This window comes from Bacillota bacterium (assembly GCA_018818595.1).
Lineage (GTDB): Bacteria > Bacillota_I > Bacilli_A > Izemoplasmatales > Hujiaoplasmataceae > JAHIRM01.
On record JAHIRM010000009.1, the window covers coordinates 29,448 to 56,341 of the forward strand.

At 31.5% G+C, this 26,894-nt stretch carries 22 protein-coding genes and 3 tRNA genes; 5 read left to right on the top strand and 20 right to left on the bottom strand.

All coding sequences use genetic code 11. The features are described from left to right. Positions 1-130: 130 nt before the first annotated feature. Positions 131-1,360, bottom strand: a complete 1,230-nt coding sequence (locus tag KJ971_02455; GenBank protein MBU1144706.1) for a replication-associated recombination protein A — start codon at positions 1,358-1,360, stop codon at positions 131-133. A gap of 110 nt (positions 1,361-1,470) precedes the next feature. Here KJ971_02455 and nadA point away from each other — a divergent pair, with 110 nt between their 5' ends. From nadA to KJ971_02475, 4 genes are all read left to right on the top strand, one after another. Continuing rightward, the gene (nadA, locus tag KJ971_02460; GenBank protein MBU1144707.1) at positions 1,471-2,367 is read left to right on the top strand and encodes a quinolinate synthase NadA; all 897 of its coding nucleotides are present in this window, start codon (positions 1,471-1,473) and stop codon (positions 2,365-2,367) included. Further along, the gene (nadB, locus tag KJ971_02465) at positions 2,368-3,873 is read left to right on the top strand and encodes an L-aspartate oxidase (GenBank protein ID MBU1144708.1); all 1,506 of its coding nucleotides are present in this window, start codon (positions 2,368-2,370) and stop codon (positions 3,871-3,873) included. Beyond that, a complete protein-coding gene (locus tag KJ971_02470) occupies positions 3,852-4,655 on the top strand; it encodes a PHP domain-containing protein (GenBank protein ID MBU1144709.1) in 804 nt (267 codons plus the stop codon). Before nadB ends, KJ971_02470 begins: the two co-directional genes overlap by 22 nt. Positions 4,656-5,205: 550 nt before the next feature. Beyond that, positions 5,206-6,189, top strand: a complete 984-nt coding sequence (locus KJ971_02475) for an asparaginase (GenBank protein ID MBU1144710.1) — start codon at positions 5,206-5,208, stop codon at positions 6,187-6,189. A 65-nt stretch (positions 6,190-6,254) separates the two neighbouring features. Here the strand turns inward: KJ971_02475 and KJ971_02480 are convergent, their stop codons facing one another. From KJ971_02480 to KJ971_02540, 13 genes are all read right to left on the bottom strand, one after another. Then, a complete protein-coding gene (locus KJ971_02480) occupies positions 6,255-6,671 on the bottom strand; it encodes a DUF3021 family protein (protein MBU1144711.1) in 417 nt (138 codons plus the stop codon). Further along, complete coding sequence (locus KJ971_02485) at positions 6,668-7,114, bottom strand: LytTR family transcriptional regulator DNA-binding domain-containing protein (protein ID MBU1144712.1); 447 nt, start codon at positions 7,112-7,114, stop codon at positions 6,668-6,670. The genes KJ971_02480 and KJ971_02485 overlap by 4 nt, the downstream gene beginning before the upstream one ends. A 1-nt stretch (position 7,115) precedes the next feature. Continuing rightward, positions 7,116-7,772, bottom strand: a complete 657-nt coding sequence (locus KJ971_02490) for a hypothetical protein (GenBank protein MBU1144713.1) — start codon at positions 7,770-7,772, stop codon at positions 7,116-7,118. A 198-nt stretch (positions 7,773-7,970) separates the two neighbouring features. Next, positions 7,971-8,525, bottom strand: coding sequence for a Holliday junction branch migration protein RuvA (gene ruvA, locus KJ971_02495; GenBank protein ID MBU1144714.1), 555 nt, complete (start codon positions 8,523-8,525; stop codon positions 7,971-7,973). 101 nt (positions 8,526-8,626) lie between these two features. After that, complete coding sequence (gene obgE, locus KJ971_02500) at positions 8,627-9,910, bottom strand: GTPase ObgE (protein ID MBU1144715.1); 1,284 nt, start codon at positions 9,908-9,910, stop codon at positions 8,627-8,629. A 79-nt stretch (positions 9,911-9,989) separates the two neighbouring features. After that, the gene (locus KJ971_02505; GenBank protein MBU1144716.1) at positions 9,990-10,472 is read right to left on the bottom strand and encodes a GNAT family N-acetyltransferase; all 483 of its coding nucleotides are present in this window, start codon (positions 10,470-10,472) and stop codon (positions 9,990-9,992) included. After that, the gene (locus KJ971_02510; GenBank protein MBU1144717.1) at positions 10,450-11,754 is read right to left on the bottom strand and encodes a hypothetical protein; all 1,305 of its coding nucleotides are present in this window, start codon (positions 11,752-11,754) and stop codon (positions 10,450-10,452) included. The genes KJ971_02505 and KJ971_02510 overlap by 23 nt, the downstream gene beginning before the upstream one ends. Positions 11,755-11,764: 10 nt before the next feature. Further along, positions 11,765-12,925 (bottom strand): galactokinase, encoded by a 1,161-nt coding sequence (locus KJ971_02515; protein ID MBU1144718.1) that lies wholly within the window; start codon positions 12,923-12,925, stop codon positions 11,765-11,767. Positions 12,926-13,023: 98 nt separating this feature from the next. Beyond that, positions 13,024-16,185, bottom strand: a complete 3,162-nt coding sequence (locus KJ971_02520; GenBank protein ID MBU1144719.1) for a cellobiose phosphorylase — start codon at positions 16,183-16,185, stop codon at positions 13,024-13,026. Between the two features lie 107 nt (positions 16,186-16,292). Further along, positions 16,293-16,817, bottom strand: a complete 525-nt coding sequence (locus KJ971_02525) for a hypothetical protein (protein MBU1144720.1) — start codon at positions 16,815-16,817, stop codon at positions 16,293-16,295. A 45-nt stretch (positions 16,818-16,862) separates the two neighbouring features. After that, positions 16,863-17,147, bottom strand: coding sequence for a 50S ribosomal protein L27 (gene rpmA, locus KJ971_02530; GenBank protein ID MBU1144721.1), 285 nt, complete (start codon positions 17,145-17,147; stop codon positions 16,863-16,865). 41 nt (positions 17,148-17,188) lie between these two features. Further along, positions 17,189-17,497: a 50S ribosomal protein L21 gene (rplU, locus tag KJ971_02535; GenBank protein ID MBU1144722.1), complete on the bottom strand. Its 309-nt coding sequence runs from the start codon at positions 17,495-17,497 to the stop codon at positions 17,189-17,191. Between the two features lie 136 nt (positions 17,498-17,633). Next, positions 17,634-18,608 carry a Gfo/Idh/MocA family oxidoreductase gene (locus KJ971_02540; protein ID MBU1144723.1) on the bottom strand — a complete coding sequence of 325 codons (975 nt, stop codon included), beginning with the start codon at positions 18,606-18,608 and terminating at the stop codon, positions 17,634-17,636. Positions 18,609-18,750: 142 nt separating this feature from the next. On the opposite strand from KJ971_02540, the gene KJ971_02545 reads away from it, so the two are divergent. Next, positions 18,751-19,698 (top strand): alpha/beta hydrolase, encoded by a 948-nt coding sequence (locus tag KJ971_02545; protein MBU1144724.1) that lies wholly within the window; start codon positions 18,751-18,753, stop codon positions 19,696-19,698. Between the two features lie 39 nt (positions 19,699-19,737). Here the strand turns inward: KJ971_02545 and KJ971_02550 are convergent, their stop codons facing one another. The 6 genes from KJ971_02550 to KJ971_02575 form a co-directional block, all read right to left on the bottom strand. After that, entirely contained in the window at positions 19,738-21,372 is a 1,635-nt protein-coding gene (locus tag KJ971_02550; protein MBU1144725.1) for an alpha-glucosidase, read from the bottom strand. A gap of 2 nt (positions 21,373-21,374) precedes the next feature. Next, entirely contained in the window at positions 21,375-23,765 is a 2,391-nt protein-coding gene (locus KJ971_02555) for a glycoside hydrolase family 3 C-terminal domain-containing protein (GenBank protein ID MBU1144726.1), read from the bottom strand. A gap of 120 nt (positions 23,766-23,885) precedes the next feature. Next, a tRNA-Arg gene (locus KJ971_02560) sits at positions 23,886-23,962 on the bottom strand. A gap of 22 nt (positions 23,963-23,984) precedes the next feature. Then, positions 23,985-24,061: transfer RNA gene (locus KJ971_02565), tRNA-Arg, on the bottom strand. Between the two features lie 117 nt (positions 24,062-24,178). Then, a tRNA-Arg gene (locus KJ971_02570) sits at positions 24,179-24,255 on the bottom strand. A 100-nt stretch (positions 24,256-24,355) separates the two neighbouring features. Further along, positions 24,356-26,894 (bottom strand): glycosyltransferase family 2 protein (locus KJ971_02575; protein ID MBU1144727.1); only part of this gene is annotated, 2,539 nt, incomplete at its 5' end.

A 26,894-nucleotide genomic window follows, 5' to 3' on the forward strand; every position in this document is an offset into this window, starting at 1 on the left:
CAAAAGTCTTGTGTGGGTAAACATAAATAGGGCTAAAAATATGTTACTTCGGGAAAGTCGAGGCACTTTTGTATAGCACTTCGTACAACTCGACGCAATCGGTTCGCCTTACTCTTTTCTATTTAAAATTCTATTTTTTTCTTAATGAGTTTTGAATGAAGAGATACTGTTCTTTTAACATATTCTCAAGTTTTGAGTGAGTTTGAGGTATATAGTATTCCACATCTTTTAATTCATCTGGAAGGTATTGCTGTGAGACAATATGATTTAAATAATCATGAGCATATAAATACGCCTTTTTATCATCATAGGTTGGGTTATTAATTAAGTGAGAAAGCACTTTATATGTTTTGCCTAGTAAGACATCATCTATGGCTTTATTTACTGCAAGATGTGCACTATTTGATTTTGGAGAAATACACATCTCAATCGTAATAGCCCCTAAAGCATTAATGGCTTCTGGAAATCCAATGTGTCGGCAAATATCACAAACAGCTGCAACTTTTGGACCCATTGCAGGATTAGCTAAACCAATGTCTTCATAAACAATTGCGCTGATTCGTCTTAGCAAAGATTCTAAATCTTCAGCAACGATAAGTCTAGCCAAATAATGAAGAGCAGCTGATGTATCGGAGCCTCGAACTGATTTATGAAATGCGCTTAAAATATCATAATAATTGTCTCCAGATTTATCAATGGATAACGCAGGTTTCCCAACAATCTCTTTTGCAAAGTCTAAAGAGATGACTTGTTTTTTCTCTGCTTGAATCATTACTAATTCAAGCATGTTTAAAGCCGTTCTTACCTCGCCATTACAAGCAACACTGATGTACTCATATATTTCATCTAATAATTGAATTTCTTTTTCAAAGATATTTAAATCTATTTTTTTTAAAAATTCATTGATTTCTAAAGAACTTGGTCGTTCAAGTTTAAAGATGGAAGCACGACTTCTAATTGCTGGATTACAAGCAATGTAAGGATTTTCGGTTGTGAGACCTATCATTATTATTTGACCTGTTTCCACATAGGGTAATAAATAATCTTGAATGTCTTTATTCATTCTATGAATTTCATCTATGATTAATAATACATTTCCATAATGCTTGGCAGATTCAACAATTTGTCTTAATGTTTGTTTGGAATCCGTTGAAGCATTAAATTTAAAATGGTTTAAAGGAAAGGCATTCGCAATTAACAATGCAATGGTCGTCTTTCCAGTGCCTGTTGGTCCATACAAAATTAAAGAAATCATTTTATCTTCTTTTATTAGTTTTTGAATAATTGAAATCACTTTTTTTTGACCTATGACTTCTTCAAAAGTTTTTGGTCTACAAACACTAGCAAGTGGTTCGTACATGGGTTCACCTTCTTATAATCTTACAAACTTATTATATCATATTCTTTGCAAAAGGATAAAAAAAGCATATAATAGAATGAGACAATACTTACGTAAAGCGAGATGATTTTATGATTCAAGATGACATTAGAAAACTCAAAATAGAAAAGAAAGCAATCATACTAGCTCATTACTATCAAGATAAAGCGGTTCAAGACATTGCCGACTTTGTTGGAGACTCCTTAGAACTAAGTAAAATAGCGGCTTCATCTGATGCAGAAATGATCGTTTTTTGTGGTGTGCATTTTATGGCGGAAACTGCAAAGATATTATCACCTAATAAAAAAGTATTATTACCAGTTAAAGAAGCAGGCTGTCCGATGGCGAGAATGATTGATGCAAATAAACTAAAATCCTATAAAGCCTTACATCCAGAACGAATCATTATCTGTTACGTTAATTCTTATGCAGAGGTTAAAGCTCTTTCAGATATTTGTGTAACAAGTTCAAATGCTGAAAAAATTATGATGACCTTTAAAGATAAAAAAATGCTTTACATTCCGGATAAAAATTTAGGAGCATATTTAAAAGATAAGTATCGACTAGATATTGACCTTTGGCCAGGGTTTTGTTGCATCCATAACAATCTAAAAATAACCGAGGTTATTCATTTAAAAAAATTACATCCAAACGCATTAGTGCTCATTCACCCTGAAGCGCCACTAGATGTATTAAAAATGGCTGATTTTATCGGAAGCACCAAAGGAATTTTAGACTTTGCGACCACTTCATTGAATCAAGAATTTATCATTGGCACCGAAATGGGAATTCTGCATCCATTGAAAAAAAATAATCCAAATAAAACATTTTATATTCTTTCTAAAGGACTTAAGTGTTTTGATATGAAACTAACATCTATTCAAGATGTATACAATGCATTAAAATTTGAAACTTATGAAATAACAATTGATCCGCTAATTCAAACGAATGCAAAAAAAGCGTTAGATAAAATGCTGGAGATGAGTTAAATGACAAGATATACGGACGTATTAATCATTGGATCTGGCTTAGCTGGATTATTTGTCGCACTAAACATTGATAAAAAATACAGCGTTCTTTTAATCGCAAAAGAAGAAATAAAGAATTCGAATTCCATGCTTGCTCAAGGAGGAATTGCGGCAGAATTAAATGATGACCCCATTCTTCATGAAAGTCATTTTGATGACACTCTTAAAGCGGGATCGTATTTAAATGACAAAGAGGCTGTTTCGTTTCTTGTAAATAACGCTAATGATTCTATTAAGAAATTAATTGAATTCGGAGTCCATTTTGATATGGATGAAAAAAACCACTATCTTTTAACCAAAGAAGGAGGACATTCTCATAATCGAATTCTTCATAGTGGTGGAGATGCTTCCGGGTATTACACTACGACAAGCCTAACCGATATTTTAAACGAGCATAAGAATATTACGGTCTTAGAAAACACCATGGCACTTGATTTAATAAAAGATGATAACTCTATATGTATCGGGGCTACTATTTTAGAAGATGAAGCTTTTTACGACCCTGTCTATGCAAAAACAACCATTCTTGCCACAGGAGGAATCGGGTCTGTTTATGGAGCAACGACAAATGATTTATCCGCAACCGGTGATGGAATAGGTATGGCTTATCGAATAGGCGCTAAGATTGAAAACATGGAATTTGTACAATTTCATCCAACTGCCCTTTATTCAGAAGATACTTCATCAAGAAGACGTTTCTTAATTACAGAAGCGATTCGTGGAGAAGGAGCTTATCTGTTAAACATTGAAAAAGAAAGGTTTATGGAAAAATATAGTCCAACCTTATTAGAACTTGCCCCAAGAGATATTGTTTCTCAAGCAATCTATAGAGAAATGTATGATACCTGGACAGATCATGTCTATTTAGATACAAGGCATTTAGATCCTAAATACCTTGAAAAGCGCTTTCCTACCGTTTTTAAGCGATGTTCTCAAGAAGGGTATATAATGGGAATTGATTTGATTCCAGTTGCGCCATGTGAGCATTTTATCTGCGGTGGGATTAAAACTGATCTTTACGGCGAAACATCAATCAAAAATCTCTATGCCGTTGGTGAAGTTGCATCAACTGGTGTTCATGGAGCCAACCGATTAGCATCCAATTCATTGCTTGAATGTATTGTGTTTGGATTGTCATCTGCCAATAAACTCAATCATGAGTTAGATCATATCAAAATTACTCAAGAGATGCAATTCCCAGAAAAACCAAACTACAATTACAATTACAAACCAATTCGTAAAAAGATTGGCGATTACATGGATGAACATGTAGGAATTGTAAGAAATGAAGAAGGACTTCGTTTAACGAAAAAAACCTTGGAACAAATTTATAGAAGTTTACGAAAATCGCCTAATTTAACGAGATACTATTATGAAACATTAAATATCGTTATCACCGCTCTTCAAATTACAAAAAGCGCAATCGAAAGAAAGGAATCCATCGGATGCCATTTAAGAATCAAATGATGAAAAATAATTATCATACACATATGTATTTATGCAGACATGCGGTAGGTGATGTAGAAGACTATGTAGTAGAAGCCATCAAGCTTAAATTTACATCTCTTGGAATGAGCGATCATGGTCCCTTCGAAGAGTTGAAAGATCGGTCCGTGAGAATGAAACCAGCTGATTTTGAATTGTATTTAAAAAAATGTGATACGGCGATTGAAAAATACAAATCAAAAATCAAAATCTATAAAGGCCTTGAAATTGAATATTTTGAAAATTATCAAGAAATGTATCAAAATCATTTATCAAAATTAGATTACTTAGCTTTGGGTCAACATTACATAAAAGATGAAAAAGCATTAAATGGATTGAGGAGTTGTTATACATTAAGTACAACCTCACATCTTGAAACATATGCGAACACATTAATCGAAGGAATGAAAACAGGATATTTTAAATTTGTATGTCATCCTGATTTGATGCTTTATAACATAAATCATTTTGATGAAACCGTAAAAGCCATTTCAAGAAAAATTATTGAAGAAGCAGTTAGGTTAAAGATTCCTTTAGAAATTAATTCAAACGGAATCAAAAAAGGACTGCGTACTTTCGAAGATGGAAAAAGGTATTTGTATCCTCGACTTGAATTTTGGGAATTAGTCAAAGAGATGAAAGCATTGGTTATCATCTCCTCTGATGCACATGACCCAAAACACTTGTATGATGAAGACGTTTTGAAAGCATACGATTTTGCAAGCTCTCTTGAGCTAGTAGTAGAAGAGGCATTGAAATTTTAAAAACATGGGTTTAGAACCATGTTTTTTTAATTTTCGGAATCCTTTCACTAACGAATTTTTATTGATTCAGTGGGTGGTTATGTATGGTTTGCCAAAAAAACGCAAAATTTTGCCCGATTTTTGAAGAAAATATGGAAGTGTCAGTAAAACGAGTATTACCATAAAATTATCATATTCATTGCTCTCAAATGAACGCGTTTAAAGTAGAAGAAGAAACAGTTTCACTCCTAACTAATGCACCAATTTTTTGATAAGGTATGGTTTGGTGGATAAATTATAGAGAAACGAACATCTCCGTCAACTTCCTATAATGTATATTATGTTAACCAATAGCTGATATCTACCTTTGGCCATTTGAAATGACTATGTTAATAATGTCAATAACGAGGGTAACTCCTTTTTCGCTAAAACACATGGTAAAAAACGGACGGATTCAAAACAGGCTTAAAAATTGCCTTACAACCATGGTTAAATTCATTTAGATACTAGGTATGATTTCACTTGATTATGATATAATAGATTTATAGACTTGAAAGGATGAATATTATATATGAGTAAAGTGTGCCTTATCTTTACAGGTGGAACGATTACAATGAAAATTGATGATGTGAACCATTCTGTCATTCCAGCATTTTCTGCAGCCGAAATTATGGCAAGTTTATTGAACTCCGAGATTTACAAAGAATTGGAAATAATTGAATTTTCAAAAGTTCCTTCCCCTTCCATAACCCCACAATTGATGTTAGAAATTTCTGAACTTATTAAACAACTTGTTTATCGTGAAGATGTTTGTGGCATCGTGCTAGTTCATGGAACCGATACTTTAGAAGAGACTGCTTTCTTTTTAGATATCATTTTAGAAACAAAAAAACCAGTCATTGTTACTGGTTCAATGAAGTCAAGTTCCGAACTTGGATTCGATGGAATCAATAATTTAGTTTCTTCCATTCTAGTTGCGAAATCTGTTTACGCTCAAGACAAAGGTGTACTTGTTGTTATGAATGATCAAATCAATGCAGCAAGTGAAGTAACAAAAACAAACACGCTATCTCTTGACACATTTAAATCTTTGGATTATGGTCCTCTTGGAATTGTCGATAATAGACAAGTTATATTTCATCGAAATGTTTCATATACTAGAACACATGTTAATACCAATTCTTTTGTTTTAGACGTATCTCTTCTTAAAGCCTATTCGGGAATGGACTCTTCTGTCATTAATTATTTGGTCGAAAACCATCTTACTTCCGGAATTGTGATTGAAGCATTGGGAAGAGGAAATCTTCCTCCTTCAACTCTTGAGGGAATTCAAAATGCAATTTCACATCAAATTCCTGTTATTATTTGTTCTCGTTGTCCATCTGGTAGAGTTTTAGATACCTATGGATATGTTGGTGGAGGAAAACATTTAACTACCCTAGGATGTATTTTAGCTCCTAATTTAAATGGTCAAAAAGCAAGAATATTATTAATGCTTGCACTTTCCGTTTCAAAAGACACATTATACTTAAAATCTGTATTTGAAATTTCATAAAGCTTCTTCTGTTTTATTTAATAAAAAAATCGCCTTTTTCAATTGGCGATTTTTCTTTTATTAAGTTATTCTTGATTTACATTCTTTTTTTCTAACATGGAATTTAATTCATGTGCTTCTAATTTAGCTTTCTTTGAAACTACGATTACCGCGATACCATAAATGATTGCAATTGTGATTAAAAAGAGATAGATAATGAATGTATATCGGAAAATAATGTAGTTAAATATGTTTCTCATAATAAATAAAGTAGGAAGTATAATGATAAATCCAAATAAAGCATTTAACCAAGATTTTCCTCTTTCTGATTTAAACACAACAATTGCAAGAGATATAAACAAAGAAATTAATAATACACCAATCGCTAATTTGATATAAGGTAAGGTTAAATTTAGTCTTTGCAGAATAATATAAGATAGTATGATGAAAGCTAGACTGACGATTAGGAAGACGGTTTTAAAGATTTTGTAATATTTATTCATAATGTTTTCCCTCCTAAAATCAATTTTAGAGCACTAACATACGTTCGTGACACGATAATTGTTTCATGATTTTTTAATGTGACTTCCATTCTGCCATTGATTGTGGACTTAAAATGCATCATCTTTGAGGAATTCACTAAAGTATTTTTATTAACACGAATAAAAAATAATTCTTTTAAATAGTTTTCTAGTTCGTATAGTTTATACATCGTATCAAAGACTTCTTTTGAAGTGTATGCAAAAACCTTATTATCGATGCTCTCAAAATAAAAGATTTCATTGGGAAACAAAGAGTAAGTTAATTCGTTTTTTTTACAAATTAACCGCTCATTAAACATCTGTAAAGTAGAGACGATTTTTTTGATTTGATCATCTGCTTGATTGCATTTAATTATGACTTCTGTTTCATCTAAGTTTAGTATCTCTTCAATTTTGATTTTCATGTTATGTCTCCAGATAACCTGCTATAATTTCATTTGCTTCCATTAAGATTTCATTGATTCTTTCTATGCTAGTTAATCGAAGTTCTAAGACATCTAACACGTCTTTGTATGTATCAAGAATCAAATCTAAATTTTCAATTTGATACATTCCTCTTAAATCTCTCATTTGACGATAAGCAAATCCGATGGTGCCTTTTAACACAACGTTAATCTCTTTAACTTCGGATATAAGTAATTCAAGTTGAGTTTTATCTTCCTCAGATAAAGTCTGTTCGGATTCTCGAAAGATAGTGATTTGATTTTTCAAATCTTGATGAGAAATTCTAAGAGTTGCTTTTGCATCCGCAATTGATAAGTGTGTTTCGAGAATTAAAGCATGTAGTTCTCTAATTTGAGTAATTTTTTCACTTGGAGTTAACAACAAAGCAAACTCCATTTCCATTACTTGTGATTCATAAGTGCTTAAAGATAATGTTGTTACACTTGTTTCAGATAAATCCTCATCTGAGATATTATCCAAATTATCTGTTGTTTGAATTCCATCTTGAATCATTAAATCAAGTCTTCTAAGCTCATCTTGACTAGTACATCCTATAAGTAAAAAACTTAGTAAAAATAAGAATAGAAAGCTTAGAATCCATTTGTTTTGTTTTTTCATAATTAATTCTCCTCTCAATTTTAATGTATTTTCATTTTTGCAAAAAAGATGAATACACAAATAGTATAAACACAGATGGTTTTAGAATCAAGTTTTGAAGCACTAAGTTGCATATTTAATAAAGTAAGTGGCACTCACTTGTTCGTTTGAATAGCCCTTTAATTAAAAAAAGCAGACATAAGCTGCTTTTTATATAATTTATTTTAACATCAATTTTAATGCATCTTTTATGAGTTCGTTAGTTGTTTTAGAGGAATCTAGTTTTGTAATGACTTTTTTAATTTCTTTCGCGTTATAACCTAAGGCTTCAAGAGCTTCAGAGACTTCTGCTAAAGAATTTGTCATTTCAATGTTTGCATCAAATTCAATTTTGCCTTGTAAATCCAAGATGATTTGTTGGCTGGCTTTTGGTCCGATACCTGGAAACTTTTGTAAATACTTTGCGTTTCCAGATTCAATGGCGGAAGCAATTTCCTTAACAGATCCTGCAGCTAAAATAGCGTTAGCACTTTTTGGCCCAATTCCATTTACGCTAATCAGTTTAATAAACAATTCTTTTTCTTCAGGAAAACGAAAGCCATAAAGATGGATTCCGTCATCCGATACTTTTTGATAAGTATAAATAGTGGTTTCTTGGTTCAAAGTAAAAGCGTAAGGATTAGATGTTAATATTAAAAAACCAATGTGATTGACTTCAATGGTAATATAGTTCGCTTTTATTTCCGTAATAATTCCTTTAAGATAGCTATACACAAAAAATCACCTCTAGAAATATTATATCATTTTAACCTTTTTAATTCTATAAAAAAAGGTACTCTTATTAAAAAGAATACCTCATGTTCTAATAAATGAATCTATTCTACAAACTCAAATTCAAAATCAGAAATTTTGATTAAATCTTTATTCTTAGCTCCAGCTCTTTTTAAGTCTTCATCGAGTCCTATTTTTCGTAGTTGTCTTAAAAATCTTAAAACAGCCTCGTCAGTCATGAAATTAGATCTTGATAAGAGTTGATCTATTTTTTGGCCTGTTACTTCAAACGTGGTTTCATTTACTTTTACAATTGTAAAAAGAGGACCGAGACTTTCCATTTGATACAGAACATTTTCAGAAATTTCTAAATCTTCAAACAATAAGAACAAAGGTGTTTGATCTAAAAGAGTAACCGTCTTTTGCATTAAGAATTTACAACCTTCTTTTGTGATAGCTGAAATAGGAATAATTTCAATATCTTCTTTGATTTGTTTTTTAAATTTTTCTAAGTTTTCATAAGCCCCAGGAACATCCATTTTATTTGCGACAATGATTTGTGGTCTTGAGATTAAATGATATTTATAGGTTTCCAACTCTTTATTAATGATCTTATAATCTTCGTAAGCATCTCGTAAAGAATTAGGAGACATATCAATCATATGAAGCAATACTCTAGTTCGTTCAATATGTCTTAGAAATTGAATTCCAAGTCCTAAACCAGAGGAAGCTCCTTCAATAAGCCCTGGCATATCCGCTAGGACAAAACTTTTAACCCCATCCATATCTACTACACCCAAATTAGGGACAATCGTTGTAAATGGATAATCTGCGATTTTAGGCTTTGATCCCGAAACAACACTAATTAAAGTTGATTTTCCTACACTTGGAAACCCGATGATTCCAACATCGGCTAATAATTTTAATTCCACTCTTAAATTTAAAGCAATTCCTGGTTCTCCGTTTTCTTGGATTCGAGGTGCACTATTTCTAGGAGATGAAAAGGTTGCATTCCCTCTTCCACCTTTTCCGCCTTTTGCCACTACCTTTTGTTCTTTATGTAACGTAAGATCACATAGAACACGGTTGGTATCTTCTTCGTAAACAATGGTCCCAACAGGAACCTTAACGATTACATCCTCAGCATCTTTTCCACGCATATTTTTGTTTTTACCATTATCTCCTGCACTAGCAAAAATATGTTTTTGGTAACGCAAATCAAAAAGAGTCGATAAGCCGTTATCGGCTTCAAAAATGATACTTCCTCCTTTTCCGCCATCTCCACCAGATGGTCCTCCAAGAGGGACATGTTTCTCACGACGAAAAGCGATGATTCCATCTCCGCCTTTGCCTGATTTTATTATTAACGATACTTCATCGATAAACATTTATTTCACCTTCAATTCTTCCATGATATTATATCATAGATTTCAGTTAAAACAAAAAAAAGAGTGTTTATTCTCTTTTTTAGATAAGCAGTAGTTCATAAGCAATTCGGTTAATTGATTCAATGTATCCTCTTTTTTCAAAATGATTTGCAAGGATAAAACGTTGCATTCTTAAGTTGTCAGGATGAGTATCAATTTTAATAGAATCAAAATGATTTTTTATGGCATTTTCTATCGCAAATTGCATTAGTTCAGATGCAATTCCTTGACGCATAAAATTGGGGTCAACCATCAAGCGATGTATCACTTGAGCGTGATTAGAATGCCAAGAAAGACAAGTATATGCAGCTTCATTTTCTTCTAAAATAGTAATAGAGGCTAATACTTTATTCTCTTTTACAAAGACAAATAATCCATTTTGTTTTAAATCGTTTTCAAAATTTTGATAATTAGGATAAGTATCAGACCATTGATCAATTCCAAAAGAATGAATGTTTTTTGCGACGACTCTAGCAAGCTTCGTGATCTCTTCTAATTCACTAAGAAAGGCTGTCCTGATCATATTTGACTCCTTTTAATGTCACTTGACAATTTATATGGATATAGGATAAAACGGTCATTGAAGCGGAATCATTGCTATTGATATGTATGTAGGTAGTATCTTCGATGGATACCATTATATTTTCAGTATACACTTCTCTCATTTCAATTCTTGAATTGATTGCACTTATTTGAAGAGAATTCATATTGGATGTGTAAAAAAAGATATCTGTACCATTGGATGAATCAATCAAAACTGTCTCATCAACTTGATACAACCGTAAATTTGTTAATGTGTCATCTAAAGTTAAAACGAGATTGGTTGCTTCATCAATCGTCATTTTTAACGTAGAAGAAATGGCTTCAATTTCAAATTCATTAATTCGATTTTCACTTTCAGTAAGAGTAGCAGTTCCGTTATTAATCTTTAAAGACAGTTTATTTGCATCCACATATTCCATCGTGCAATTTCCAACATTTAGAATTTGAACGTCAATTTCGTCAAGAAGTAAAGTTGCAGGTAAATAAATTTCTACCGAGGGCATTACATCGTCTTGATATAATTCATAACTGGTAATTGATTCATTAAATGAAATAGAAATTAAATTTAATGTCTCATCTATTTCTAAAGAGTAACTATCCTTTTGCAAAAGAGTATCATACAAATAATAGATTTTTAAATCTGTTTCTGAAGTTAATTGATATAAGTGTACGCTTCCAACTCCTGTTGTTACTTGAATTTGATAGGGTTCTTCAAGAGCAATTTCAGAAGTGAAATCAACAAGTGTTTCATCTGAATATAAATTGAGTTGTTCATAGGATCTAAAGACATAAGATTGAGTTTGTGAAAGAATGGCTTTACCTAAAAGTCCAGAACCCCATACCAAAGCAATTATTACAAAATAAGCAATTAATCCTCTTTTTGGAGTATTAATTTTTATCACCCGAAATAAAGTAAATAACGAGATTCTCTTTTGAATAGTATAGTATTTTTCCAAAGAATTATTTTTTATTTTTTCAATGGCTTTCAAACTAACCTTAATCATCGTTCTTAAAAGAAATAAAACAAGCTCAAAGAAGATAAGACAAAATAAAATATAAAATCCAACTGCAGAACCAAGATACAAAAACAACCATAGTTTTTCAATTCCAACACCGGAGGATACTACTTTTAAAGTTTGAAATAATTCAAAATTAAGACCGAAGTAATTATAAAATAAAAAGATGGCAATTACCATAAATACTCCTAAAATTAATTCTAGGAATACACCTAACAGAATTGCTTTAATTGCTGTTTTTCTCATAATATTCTCCTTAGATTTCTTTTGCACCATCACTTGCATAACTGATTAAAATATCTGGTGTAATTCCAAACAGTCCAACATATGCTCTCGAAACATTTTTTTTAAATTCTTCCACTCTATCTTTTGAGACAATATTGATTGTGCATCCACCAAACCCAGCTCCGGTCATTCTAGAACCAAGGCTGCCTTCGTTTAATGCTAAATCAACTAAACCATCTAGTTCTTTACAAGATACTTGAAAGTCATCTCGTAAAGATTGATGAGATTGTGTAATTAATTTTCCGAATCCTAAGATATCATGTTTGATAAGAAGTGAATAAGCTTCAAGCGTTCTTGAATTCTCACTAATCACATGAGTCGCTCTTTTTAATAAAATGGGATTTTCAAATAGATTTCGGTAAGGATTAAATTCTTGAATAGAGATATTACATAAAAAATGAATATCTAATTTTTGTTGTAAGATAATTAAAGCTGCTTCGCATTCTTGCCTTCTTTCATTATAGGCAGAATCAACTAAACCACGTTTTACCTTTGAATTACAGATGACAATTTCGTAATCTTTTAAATCAAGTGAAACCAAAGAATACTCAAGTTTAGCCGTATCAAGCAAAAGTGCATGACCTTCTTTTCCGTTTGCGATTACAAACTGATCCATAATGCCACAGTTAACATGAATGTATTCATTTTCTACTTTTTGAGATAAAAGTGCAAGATCTGTTTTACTTATACCTAAATGAAAACATTCATTCATCATGGTCGAAATCAATAATTCGATGGAAGCACTGCTCGATAATCCCGCGCTTACAGGAAGATTTCCAAGAATCGCAATGTCAAATCCTTGATTGATTTTATATCCTCTTAATAGGAGTTCTTTAATGACTCCTTTTGCATAATTTGCCCATCCATGTGAAGATTGATAATTTAGATTGATTAAATTTAGTGTGATAATACCAAATTCAGACAAATTTTCGGAATATAAACGTATCAATTTATCGTTTCTTAAAGAAATAGCACCATAATTTCCAATAGACAGTGCACAGGGAAAAACGTATCCACCATTGTAATCGGTATGTTCTCCAATTAAATTAATTCTTCCAGGTGAAAAAAAGAATCTAGTGTTTGGATTTGGTTCGAATTGTTTTTCAAATATGGTTCTTAAAGTCTCTTTCATAGTTAACACACCCTAACTCTTTTAGTATACCTTAACAACCGCCATTTATCAAGGTAAATCTAAGTTGAAAAAAAGGACTTCCGTCCTTCTTTTTTAATTTAAACCAAATAGACTTTAATAAGTTTATACAAACCGTTTCTAACATTTTCTGCAAACGTATCTGAAATAAATTCAGAAGAAACTAAAGTAATATATCCGTTATAATCTGTAAGTTCATATTTTTCGATTTTACAATCAAATCCATTTAAATGATTTGGATTGTAATAGAGTAAACTTGTATGCATGAACGTTGTAACTACAATATCGTCTTTAAAGAAATCAGCAGTTAAAAGGGGCTTTAATTTTAACCGTAAAGTGTTATCTTCATAAGTGAAAATTTCTTTCCCGTAAAGTAGTACAGACCAAATACTAATGATTTCAGCCGTTGAGCCACTTAATCTAGATACAAATCCTTGCCCATGTAAGTTTGGATTTGGATTATTTGAAGTAGCGATAAAAGAAGAATTTTCAAGGGTAGAACGGCCATAGATTTCTGGATCCATAAAACAAACTAAATTATCCCTTGCCTCTTCAAAAAAAGCATCGATTTGTCCAGATTTTAATATTCCAAGTAAATATTTATAGGTCATATGTAAGAAATTGGCTTCTCGTTCCAACCACCCTTTGGTGAAGGCTCTAATTCTGCCTATTTCATAGCCATATTTATCTAAATTTTCACTGGTTTTATACATTTTAAGTTTTTTATCATAAATCCCTGAGTTTTTCACTTTTTGGACTAAAGTACTATTTTGTTCTAAATTGGAATTGTATTTCAAAAATCTTGCTGGAGCCTCTAAGAACAAAGGCAGTTTTTTCATAGTAAAATGTTTTACGTGAACCAAAGGCAATCCATAATGTCCAATGATTGGTTGACCTGACTTATCTGTTTGAACTTCGTAATCATCGGCTTCATAATAGAGATAGGTAGGAATAATTCCTTTTCCTAAATCGAGGGCTTGTTGCAAAGAACGTTTTAATTTTTTTTGCATTTTGTTAAGGATATCTAATAATGATTTAACAGGAAGCTCCACCATTCTTTCGATAGGGGTTCTTAATGTCTCTCGATAGATTTCTCTTAGAGTAGAGATACTATCCCAATAAATAAATGCATCAGAATCATCTGCTTTTTCCATGTTTTGAAAAAACGTGACAAAAGAAATAGGAAGCACTATTTTTTTGGAAGTATCGATATGTTTTAATAAATAATCTACTAACCTAGCAAGTTCAATTGTTTCGCTTATTCCACTTGCAAATAATCCTGGAAGACCATTCATTGCATCGTTCCAACCGGGTTTATTGGCTTCCATTTCAAGCCCAATTCCTAACGGATCTAATAAAGCAAATTTGTTAATGGCTAAAACAAATAATTTAGAATACAAAGTAGCTTTGATGATAGATTTATCTTTTAATTTAAGCCAATTTGTACCATGTTCATTCATTTCAAAAGTGTTGATGACTTCTTTGTCAGGATGATGCAAGGCACCATATTGGCGAATCTTTCCAAAACGATCTTTAACATATTTTTCACTTCTTGGATAGACAGATGCAGGACTATTAAAATAAGTATAGGAAGAGTCACCATATAACAAAGCGTTATTTCGATCTGGAAAAATATGATCATAATTTTCAATTAAATCTAAAAGATAAGTCCAATGATCTACCCAATATCCTTCATTGAAACTTGCTTCTATGTTTTGAAAAGAAAGACTAAAGATTTTGTTAAAGATTGATTCATCAGTTAATTTTGTCGAAAGATTTTCTTGATGCATCAAGTTAATAATACTTCCTGGAGTAAACTTTCCATCAAGGAGTTTTTCCATCGCTTTATTTTCAACTAAAAAACACTCTTGAATTAGTTCTTTTGCTTTTGTAGGATTTTTTAATTGGAAAGTGGAACCATTAATACCTAATGGATTAAACCCATCTGCTTGGATAAGAGACGCAAATACATGGATGTTATAGTTATCAATTTCTGGATGGAAAAGAATATCATTTCTTCGGTTTTGACACACATCACGGAAATTTCCATTTCCTTGAGAATAGAATTCTGGTGCAATTGAAAAGAAATTATAGTCTCGCTCTAAATCACCATGTTTTCGACTATAAAGATAATACACGAAATTTTCATTGGTTGTCTCTATGGTTAAAGGATATCCTCCACGAATTAAATTATCAAGATAACTTTGACGAATGTATTCATCAAAAAGAGGATAATTTGTCGTAGTTAAAACGTCATCAAGTAATTCATCAATGATTAACTTTGCCTCAACTTGTTTTTTCGTAAAATAGTTTTTTTCTTGAAAGGTACTTAGTTTGTGATTAATGATATTAATGTCTGATGTGTAACCAATTAAGGTTTCAATTTGAATAGATTCATTTACGTTTAACTTTTTAATGACAGGTGTAAAACCGCAAGGAATCTTATTTTCAGTGACTTGAGGTTCTAACAAAAGTTCTTCCAAAGTATGTTCTTCAAAAGAGCGAGCAAAATTTAAAGAAGTATCATAGCCAAATACTAAATCCATATCGGTAATTGGTAAAACAATTTTATGATTAACAAAAGTAGCGTAAAAATTTCCGGATTTGGTTTCTTTGGTTTCCGCTTCATCCCCAATGGAGGAGCGAAGTTTGTAAAAAGCAATTTTTTTATCAAGATTTTCAACATTCATCCAACTTCTTAGTAAATTAGATATGGCTTTATACCCACCATAGTCCACTCCAGAAGGAAGGATTTGAGCCAATCCATCCAAGACTTCGAAAGAAATGGGTTCTTTTGAAACATTTTTAATTTCTACTAATCGAGTCAAAGCTGCAATGTCCTCGTTTGGTAAGCCAAAATACGTTACGCTAATACTAAGGCCTAATGTATGGTTTTCTTCTATGATTTTTAAAGAACTTTGTGTAATATGCATTTTACGAGTTTGTGTTTGATCTGAGTTATCAAAAAATTCATGGACAACACCATTGACTTTAATAAAAGTTCTAAATCCGATTTTTGAAACATACATATATGCTAGATTTGCAGGGTAAAACTCTAAAATAGCACCATTTTTATCTCGTATACCAAAAGAAGAAACTCCTTGACCCCGGTTTACATAAAAGGCCCACAAAGGAATTCCTTTTTTCCCCGCAAGTCCAGGAAGAAAACTTGCGAAGGTTTTTTTTCGATCATATGAATTAATTTCAAATGTTTTATCAAAATATAGATAATCTTTATTCATTAGGAACCTCTCTTTATGTAACCAGTTTCACAGTTTAATTATATCTTACTTAACAAAAAAAAACAATAAAAAAAAGCATTGAAATAAAAATTCAATGCTTTTCGAAATTAAACAATCGTTAAGGCTAAGATATACATGATGATTGCAAAAATCTCGGTTAAGATGTACAAAAGAATGGCAAAGTATGGCTTTAATTTTCCTGACAAAAAACGAAGTAAAACAAAAAATATTGTTTCAATGAAAAAGATAAGAATTAAAAAATAGAATTCATCATAAGCCGATTGATTAAATACCCCTTTTGAATAGATCATCATTAAGATATTTAAAGGCATTATGATTTGACTGATAAGAACTGGAAATCCTTGTAATAGAAAAATATCAGGATTTAATTTTGGTTTTATTTTCGGTAATTTAAAATTATAAATAGAACCAAATACCATCGAAATAAAAGGAAAAACAATCATAATAGATCCATAAACAATATCATTACGAAAAGAAAAAAAATGTAAGATTGAAAATACAATAAGCCCTATAAAGAGCCAAAAGTCAAAATATAAAATCGGATATTTTACTTTCATTTTAGTCAACCATTTAGGTAAACGCATTATTTTAAGAATTAAAGTTGTAATCACGTAATATCCTCCTTTAAAAAAGAAAAAAACAGGTTTTATCCTGTTTTATGCTTGCGGGTACACAGATGCTTGTTTTCTATCTCTACCTAATCTTTCGTATTTTACAATACCATCGATTAATGCAAATAAAGTGTCATCTTTTCCTAAACCAACATTTTCTCCAGGATGAATTTTAGTTCCTCGTTGACGATAAATGATCGATCCGGCAGTACAATATTGACCATCAGATAATTTAGCTCCTAAGCGGCGTCCTACTGAGTCACGACCATTTTTAGTCGACCCTACCCCTTTTTTTGAAGCCATACATTCAAGTATATTAAGATTTAGTATCACTTGTTACACCTCCAAATTAGATTTTTCAAAAAATAAAATTACAGTTGAATTTCGGTTATCGTTAACTTAGTATATGGTTGACGATGGCCATTTTTACGGTGATAATGCTTTTTAGGCTCGTATTTAAAAACGATTATTTTAGCACCTTTACCATGTTTGTTTACTGTGGCAACGACACTTGCACCTTTAACATAAGGTTTGCCTATTTTAGTTTTTTCGCCACCTACCATTAATACTTTGTCGAACGTATAAGTTGATTCAACTTCCACTTCTAATTTCTCAATGTAAATTTCTTGCCCGACTTCAACTTTTAGTTGTTTTCCACCAGTTTCAATTACTGCATACATATTTTGTTTGCACCTCCTCATAAGATTAAGACTCGCCATCATGGTAACGAATTCGTTTTAAGACCATTCCTGTGCGGTATGCGTTTTACATACGGAAGTAATTATACAGTATACCATTCAATAAGTCAACTAATATTTACCCTAATTCTTGCGGATAAACTAAATTCCATTTTTTTCGTAAATGATCCATTTGTCTTAAAATTTCAATGGAATTTTCATGAGTCATAAGCGGACTTTCAATGCTTTTTTTCTTTATACATTTTATAGTTTCAAAAATCTCATATTCTAAACCATTCACAATATGCTTGTGTTCTATTTCTCGCAATGCTTTATGATTATTGTTGTAAAGAATTGCAAGATTAGCTGAATGAAACGAAGGAATATGAAAATACCCTTTGGTACCATAAATATATGCATCTGTTCCTAAATCTTCTACCAAAGAAGCCATCAAAACAGCTTGTGCATGAGGATAAAAATAAGTAATTGTTTCTGATAAATCGATTCCTTCTTTGCTCATAACTACTGTGCTCTCAATATTATCAGGAACACCTAAAAACAGATTTGCAAGTGTTAATGTATAAAGACCTACGTCTAGTAAAGCACCCCCACCAAGATTTAAATTAAACAATCGATTTTGTAAATCCATTTCCGCTTTAAAACCAAAAGTTGCATCAATTTGAATGATTTCTCCAATTTCGTCTTGATCGATTAATTTTTTTACTTCTAGAAGAGTAGGTAAGAATCTTGTCCACATCGCTTCCATTACAAAAAGATGTTTCCTTCTAGCAAGTTCATAGATAATGATGGCTTGTTTATGATTTAAAGTAAAACTTTTTTCACAAAGTATATGTTTTCCTTTTTCTAAACATAATTTCATTTGATCAAAGTGAAAAGAATGAGGGGTCGCAATATAGACACAGTCCACTAAAGGATCGTCTAACATTTCCTCATAACTTCCATAGGCAACTTGATAATGATATTTGTTTTTAAAGGTTTCTGCTTTTAACAAGTTTCTAGAGGCAATGGCATATAAATGTTCATTAATACCATTTACTGCACTTGAAAAGGAAGCAGAAATTCTGCCAGCACCCATGACACCAAATTTAATCATATTATCACCTTCTAAAATTATTATACCTTATTTTGAAATAAATATATACCCTTCAACATATTTCTCGAAATGTTTGATTATACTAAAATATATTCTTCAGGTTTCAAAAAATATGTTAAAATATTATTAGGAAGGTGATTACATGGATCCAAAATACATCTATTTAATAGTAGCATTAACAATTCTTATTATTTATTTAACCATATCCTATTTCATCTATAAAAAAATCTTTTTGATGAAAGGAAATAGACAATATAGTGTAGTCAATCAAGAAGATCCTTTTTTTAATCCTTCTTGGAAGTGGTACGAAAAAGTTCCAAAAGAAACTGTAAAAATAAAGGCTTATGATAATACAATTTTAAAAGGTGTCTATATACCAAGCATTGATGAGAAATCTTTAAATACAGCTATTATCTTACATGGATATCATTCTGTTTCAACGGATATGGTACTTGTCGCAAAAACGTATAGTGACTTAGGATTTAAAGTTCTTTTACCGGATTTAAGAGGTCATGGACTTAGCGAAGGAATATTTACAAGTTTTGGCCATTACGAAAAATATGATTTGAAACGTTGGATTAATTTTGTGTTAAGAACGTATGGCTCAACGGATAGCATTTTACTAGATGGCGTTTCGATGGGAGCTTCAACTGTTATGTTAGCTTCCACGTTACAATTACCTGAAAACGTCAAGTTTATTGTCGCAGATTCTGGGTTTCCAAGCATGAATGAAGTGTTTATTAAAAGTTTTAAGCCAAAAATAGGACTGTTATTTTTACCTGGAGTTAGTCTCATTACTTATTATTTTCATCATTTTTTTCTAGGACAAATTAAACCAATTCATGAAGTTAGAAAAAGTAAAATCCCCATTTTTTTCATCCACGGGACACAAGACGAATTGATACCTTTTGATATGGCAAAAAAACTATATGCCACTTCAAAATCTCCCTTTAAAGAATTGTATTCGGTTGAAAATGCAAAGCATGCTTTAGGATATAAAGATGACAAAGCAGGAATTGATGCTAGATTAAAAGAGATTCTACCAGATTTTTTTGACATTAAAAAATCGTTTTTAAAACAAACAAAATGAGCTTAAATTAAGCTCATTTTTATTTTATTTACAAAAGAGTTATTCTTTACTTTTCAAATACACTCTAGCTTCATAAGGCCTAAACATCGCATCTTTGGAATCTAATGGATAATTATGTAAGATACATTCATCATTTGTTAAAGTTATAAGTTGTTTTACGTTTAAAGGTTTCTTTGAGAAATTACAGATTACGATTAATTCTTGTTTTAGATAATTTCTTTTATAGGCATATATTTGTCTATTATAAAATTCAATGTCTTCATAATCTCCACACACAATAATTTCGTGTTTTTTTCGAAGTGATAAAATCATTTTATAATAATTTAAAATCGAATCAGGATTATTTTCATTCGATAAAACATTTATTTCTTGATAATTTGGATTCACCTTTATCCATGGAGTACAATCAGAAAATCCTGCATTTTTCAAGTGATTCCATTGCATAGGCGTTCTTGCATTGTCTCTTGACATCATTTTAATCTTCTTCATCATTCGTTTATGAGATAAATGCCACTTTCTTCCCGTTTTATAAATGTTTTTGGTTTCAATATCTTGATAGTCCTTTAAATCTTCAAAACTGACGTTGGTCATTCCTATCTCTTGACCTTGGTAAATGAAAGGCGTACCTTGTTGAAAATAAAGCATTGTCGCAAGTAATTTGGCTGATTTATCATAAAAGGCCATATCTCCAAATCTCGAGATACTTCTAGGTTGATCATGATTTTCAAGATACAAAGAATTCCATCCTTTTCCTAGAAGACCATGTTGCCACTTTGATAAAGATTTCTTTAGATTTTGAGGTTTAAATTTTTTCATGAACCACTTTACAAAGTAGTTATCTGCGCCCATATGTTCGAATTGGAAAACCATATCTAATTCTCTTTTACTTTCTTCGATATAACTAAGCGCAGAGGAAGGGTTTATTAAAACAGTTTCTCCAACAGTAAAACAATCATATTTAGAAAAAACATCTTCTTTTAATTCTTGAAGATAAGCGTGAATTTTTGGATTGTCCAAATAATGTTCTCTTCCTACTAAAGCAAGAGAACATTTTCCGTTAGGAAGATTGTCTGCTTTTGCGATGATATTTATAACATCACATCGAAAGCCGTCTACGCCTAAATCCAACCAAAAAGTACAAATATTTTTTACTTCTTGCCTAACTTGAGGGTTATTCCAATTCAAATCAGGTTGCTTTTTTGAGAACAAATGTAAATAGTATTCTTTTCTTACAGGGTGATACGTCCAAGCATCTCCTCCAAAGAAAGAAGTCCAATTTCCTTTTTCTTTTTTCCAATAATAGAAATCTTCGAATCCTTTTTCTTTTAAAACAGATTTTTGAAACCAAGGATGTTCATCCGAAGTATGATTTACGACCAAATCCATCACAAGTTTTATGTTTGCTTCATGTAATTTTTGAATGAGTTGTTTCATTTGATCTAGGGTGCCAAATTCTTTTAATATATCAAAATAGTTGGAAATGTCATAACCATTATCATCGTTTGGAGATTCGTATACAGGAGATAACCAAACAATATCAATTCCAAGTTCTTGTAAATAAGGAATTCTAGATATGATCCCTAACAAATCCCCTATTCCATCAGAATTGGAATCTTGAAAACTTCTAGGATAAATTTGATAAACTGAACCTTCTCTAAACCAAGTTTTTTTCATAATTAGTCTCTTTTCACAAAAGATTTGAATGCTTTAAAAAATCTTAGGTTGCATAAATCGATAAATCCTTGCATGGTGTGCATTTTTACTAAACCACCACTAAATACTACAATACTTCTCAAAGGTGTCTCAGTTACCGATTTATCGACCATTTGTTGGTACTCTTGAGGTTTAGAGTCCACTTCTTTCCGACTGGCTTTCACAATAATTTTTTTAAGAAGTTTTCCCAACAATGTTGAAGAGATATCCTCTAAATTATTATCAAGGCAAAACGGTCTTTTATGAATCAATGTTTCTTGCTCCATTTTTCTTCCAAGTAATTTTTCGAAATCGGAGTCTTCAAGGGTTAACCCATTATTAATGTAATAACTTTTTGTTTCTTCGAATGAAGTAATCGGCAATATAAGTGAATTTGATTTTACTTCAACACTCTCTTCTAATAACTCATCTCTTGCATTCTTTCGGATTTGAACTTTATACTCTCCTGAAGATACAACAAATGTTGAAGAATTAACATCATAATAATTAAAATCATTTTCAGTTAAAACAAATTCAACCGTTTTTTCCTGAGAAACATCTAATTCGATTTTTTTAAATTGACGAAGTTCTCTTCTTGGCCTAAATATTCCTGTTTGAGGATTTTCAATATAAAGTTGAATGACTTCTTTACCACTATACTTACCTGTATTTTTAATCGTAACCGATACTTTCAATTTTTTCGGTAAAGTGATGTTTTTTGAACTCACCACAAGATTAAAGTACTCAAACTTCGAATAACTTAATCCATATCCAAATGGAAATAGTACATCTTTGTGTATCGATTGATAAAAACGGTACCCAACATAAATTCCTTCTTTATAAAAAACTTGATGGTTCCCTTTTGCGAAATGCGCCATAGAAGGGACATCTTTTAAGCTTAAAGGGAACGTTTCAGCAAGTCTGCCAGAAGGGTTTTCTTTTCCAAATAGAAGATCACTTATCGCAAGAGCACAAGCTTCTCCTCCTAAATAAGCATTTAGAACGGTTTTAACTTTTGAAATCCAAGGCATCTCAATGGGAGAACCAATTTGCAAAACAACAATAATATTTTGATTTACTTCTGCTAAAGCATTGATTAATTCAAGATGTCCTTTTGGAAGAGACAAATGTTTGCGATCGTATCCTTCTGACTCATAAACATCGGTTAAACCAACAACCAAAACTACTTTGTTTTTTGACGAAGCCAATTTGATTGCTTCTTCAATTAATGAAGTATCATAGCCATCTCCCTCAAGTGTATATCCACTACAATAGCCAAAATCAATTTCATTTGGTATGACTTCAACTAAAGATTCTACTTTATAAGGATTGATGTGACTTGATCCTCCTCCTTGATAGCGAACATCTTTGGCTAAGCGACCAATAAGCGCAATCGAATCCTTTTTAGATAGTGGTAATAACTCATCAGTGTTCTTTAATAAAACCATCGATTCTCTTGCGATTTTACGAGCTTTTTGATGGGAAGCTTCCAAGGAAACTTCTAAAATTACATTCTTCTTTTTTGTTTCAATTAATCGAAGAATTCTTTCAACGGAGGCATCAATTTCTTGCATAGAAATTTTTCCTTTTTTATAATCATTTACTAATTGATGTACACTATAAATATAGCCAGGCATCTCCAAATCAAGAGTTGCCTTTAAGGCATTAGTTCGGTTACTAACTGCGGTCCAATCCGATACAATCACATTTTTAAATCCAAATTTTTTACGTAAAATTGTATCTAAAAATAAAGTGTTTTCTGATGCATATACTCCATCAATTTTATTATAAGAACACATAACCAAATCTGGTGAAACTTCTAAAACATCTTGAAAAGCTTTTAAATAGATTTCGAAAATGGTTCGTTCGTCCGCTACGGAAGATGAGACCATTCGATAACTTTCTTGAGAATTCAGAGCATAATGTTTCACACAGGCACTTACGTTCTTTGATTGGACTCCTTTTATAAATCCTTTTGCCATTTCGCTCGTTAAATAGGGATCTTCAGAATAATATTCAAAATTTCTGCCACAAAGTGGATTTCTTTTTATATTAATTCCAGGTCCAAGTAACACTTGAACATCTTGAGAAAGACATTCCGATGCGATTGCTTCTCCCATTTCAAAAGTCAGTCGAGGGTCAAAAGAAGACGCAACGGTAACTGCGGGAGGAAAACAGACCGAAGGGATGCTTTCATCTGCTGAAATAGAATTAGTTGAAACATATTGTTTTCTTAGACCGTGAGGACCATCTGCCATAGTGATAGATGGAATAGAAAGTCTATTTACAGGGTAAGTATGCCATGAGTCAAGCCCAACTAACATTGCGCATTTTTCCTCTAAAGTTAAAGCTTGAATTAAATAGTTAAAATTCATAGTGCCTCCAATATAAAATAATTGAATTTATTCAATAAATTAATTATACCATTTTATACTTTTTTTGCTTTCAAAAAATAAAAAAAACAAACCATTCAAGTTGAATGGTTTAAAAAACATTGGCGACCCGAAAGGGATTCGAACCCACGACCGACGGCTCCGGAAGCCGTTGCTCTATCCAGCTGAGCTATCGGGCCAGCTATCAAATTTATTTTATTTTGGCGACCCGGAAGGGATTCGAACCCCCGACCGACGGCTTAGGAAGCCGCTGCTCTGTCCTGCTGAGCTACCGGGTCACGCATTATTATTATATCTTATTTTTACGAAAAAACAAAAGTTTATTTTAAATCCAATTACTAAAATAGATCAAAAAATAAAAAAGTCAGAAATATTCTGACTTCGTTTTTAAAATATGGCGACTCGGAGGCGATTCGAACGCCTGACCGACGGCTTAGAAGGCCGTTGCTCTGTCCAGCTGAGCTACCGAGTCTTAACGCATGTAATATTATAATACGTTCATACCAAAATGTAAAGAAAAATTTGCCATTTAAGAAAAAAATACAATCGCCAATTTTTGCGATTGTACTTGATTATTTTTTGAAACCAACTCGATTCATTTGACCCCAAGCATTTGTTTCTCTAAGAGAAGATAAAAACCCTTTTACTCGATAGATACTGATTAATTGTCGCCATCCAAAATTTTCTAAAATAGCGTAGAATATTAATTTAAATGTATCTCGATTGCTTAAGTAAATGGAGTCTCTTTCGTTAATATAAAGTGCAAGCAAAGACAAAACAATTCCCATTCCAACAGTAACCAATAAAAGCAAGAATAAAACTTCTATATTTAAAATGCCAAAGATAAAGCCGATGATAATCGCAATATAAGCTTGAATCTCAAAAAGAGGACCAATCATCTCAAACAAAAAGAAATAAAACATTCCAATGATGCCAGGTTGTTTGTACTTGTGATTTAAAATCATTTTTCTGTGATAAGACAAAATATCAATCAAACCTCTTTGCCACCTATTTCTTTGGCGGAAAAAGGATTTTCTTTCCTCAGGAACTTCTGTATAACACTTAGCATTTGCGATATAATCGATTCGAAATTGAAGATTTTGTTCGTACGCATTCCTAGTAATTCTTACCACAAGCTCCATATCTTCACCTACGGTATCCTTTTTCAAAGAATCAACGGTTAAATACCCACCAGACTCAATAAGAATTCTTTTTTCAAAAAGTCCAAATGCTCCTGATACGATTAATAAGGAGTTCAGTTTTGCAAAACCTAGCCTACCTATATTAAAAGCTCTTAAATATTCAATGGTTTGAAATTTTGCTAAATTTGATTTTGGCAGTGAAATCGTTTCAATTTTACCATGATCAACTGAAGAGCCATTTACAGGGACAATACTTCCTCCAAGTGCAAGAGTAATTGTTTCATGATCTAACATAGAAGACATTAATTTTAACAAAGAATTTGGCTCTAAAATGGAATCGGCATCGATTCCACAAACATAGTCATTTTTCGAAAAGTTTATGCCACAATTTAGGGCATCTGCTTTTCCACCATTTAATTTATCTACGACAGTTAAATTAGGAAAATAACGGTTTTTGTATACAGCTTTAACGTTTTTTGTTTTAACATTTTGAATCACAGGAATATTTTTTCTTTCTAAACTAAAATGAGTTATCATTTGTTGAAGCGTTGAATCTTTTGAGCCATCATTGACAACAATAACTTCAAAATTCGGGTAATTTAGATTTAACAATGACTGGATACTTTCCACAATGGATAATTCTTCATTAAACGCTGGAGCAATAATGGAAATTGATGATAACATTCCTTTTTCAAACAATAAATTCTTGCCTTTTATGTTCCACAGATTCAATTGATTTCTATTTTCAAAAAACGAAAGGAAAGCCAAGATTAAATAGACAAAATTAACAGTAAGGTAGTATACAATGAACCATTGGTTAATCGAGGTAATGTATTGAGATAATAAATCCAAAAAAGACATGTTTGAAAATTGAAACAAATGAAGAATAGAAAACAATAAGGGCAGTAATATGATTGAAAAAAATAAAATACCAAGTAACCATTTTGTCTTCCGAATTTCTGGAGTACTTGCTTCTTTTTTTGGTACTTTAATTTTAAAAGGAACAAATCCCATTTTTTGAAAAAGATCTTTGTTTAAATATTCATTTAGTTCGTTAAATAGAGACTCATCTTCATTGGCATAAACTTTTAATATTTTAAGAATAAAATTTTCGATTCCTTTGTCATTATTTTCATTTAAAAAATCGATAAGTTCTTCACGGTAACCATACTTGATTGTGATTTCAAGCATTTCTTGAAGACGAACGGGCTCTTTTATAATCATTTTAAGAATTAAATATTCAATCTTATGAGAAATGACTTGTGCAATAAGCGCAGATTGATACTCATTTGTAATTAAAGGGATGAATTCAATCAATTCGAGCAATAGTTCTTGTTTGCTATCGATCATTTCTGTGATGGATTCTGCTCTAATGTCATCATTTTCGGTTCCATCAGCATATGAAATAATTTTTTTCAGTGATGATAAAGTTTTTAATTTACCCAAAGAATTAGTTGCAATTCTTAGAACTTGTTTATCAGAATTTTGAAGATAAATTTCATTTGATAAATCGTATCCATATACATTTGATAATGCGATTAAAATTCGATAATATAGTCTTAAAATTCTGGGCTGTTTTAAATTTTGATAAGCGGTATCTTTTGAACCATTAAAGTGCGATTCAAGAGAAGATAATTCTTCGAGTAAAATAAGCTTGAATTCGGATTTATAATAAACGTTTGCTAAATCAACAAACACTTCTTTAATTTCAATTTCATTTCTTCTTGAAATGGAATGTAAGTACGCTTCACTGCTTTGTAAATATGTTTGTAATATACCTATAACACGTGATTGATAAAATCTTCTACAATTAATAAGACTATCTATGATACCTTGCAAAACCAATTGATCGATATTGTTTTTTAAGGCATTCACAATTAAAATCTTTATACTTTCTTTTTTTTCAACTTTTAATCGCTCAAGCAATGAATATTTTATTTTAGCGCTTGAAAAATAAGATAAATAAAAA